The organism is Methylobacterium sp. J-090 (assembly GCF_022829345.1).
Taxonomy (GTDB): domain Bacteria; phylum Pseudomonadota; class Alphaproteobacteria; order Rhizobiales; family Beijerinckiaceae; genus Methylobacterium.
Genome location: NZ_JAKSXV010000118.1, coordinates 1 through 597, shown reverse-complemented (window position 1 = coordinate 597; position 597 = coordinate 1). Strand labels below are relative to the sequence as shown.

Here is a 597-nt window from a genome sequence, read left to right as displayed (position 1 = left end):
TGGGCGGCGCGGCGACTGCGCCTTCCGACGCGGTGCCCGACAAGGTTGGTGCGACGCTCGGGGATGCCGTCTCTCCGGTGACCAAGGTCTTGGGCGGCGCGGCGACCGCGCCCTCCGATGCGGTGTCCGACAAGGGGGGGGCGGCGCTCGACGATGCGGTCTCCCCGGTGACCAAGGCCTTGGGCGGCGCGGCGTCCGCTTCCTCTGACGCGGTGCCCGACAAGGGTGGTGCGGCGCTCGGCGATGCCGTCTCCCCGGTGACCAAGGTCGTGGACGGCCCGGCGACCGCGACTGCGCCCTCCGATGCGGTGCCCGACAAGGTCCACGCGGCGCTCGGCGATACCGTTTCCCCGGTGACGCAGACCGTGGGCGGCGCGGCGACTGCGCCCTCCGATGCGGTGCCCGACAAGGTCGGTGCGGCGCTCGGCGATGCCGTCTCTCCGGTGACCAAGGCCGTGGGCGGCGCGGCGACTGCGCCTTCCGACGCGGTGCCCGACAAGGTTGGTGCGACGCTCGGGGATGCCGTCTCTCCGGTGACCAAGGTCTTGGGCGGCGCGGCGACCGCGCCCTCCGATGCGGTGTCCGACAAGGGGGGGG

Annotated in this window: 1 pseudogene; it reads left to right on the top strand. The window is 74.4% G+C overall.

Annotated elements, in window-relative coordinates:
- Positions 1-597, top strand: a pseudogene (locus MKK49_RS24245) (hypothetical protein); the annotation flags it as partial.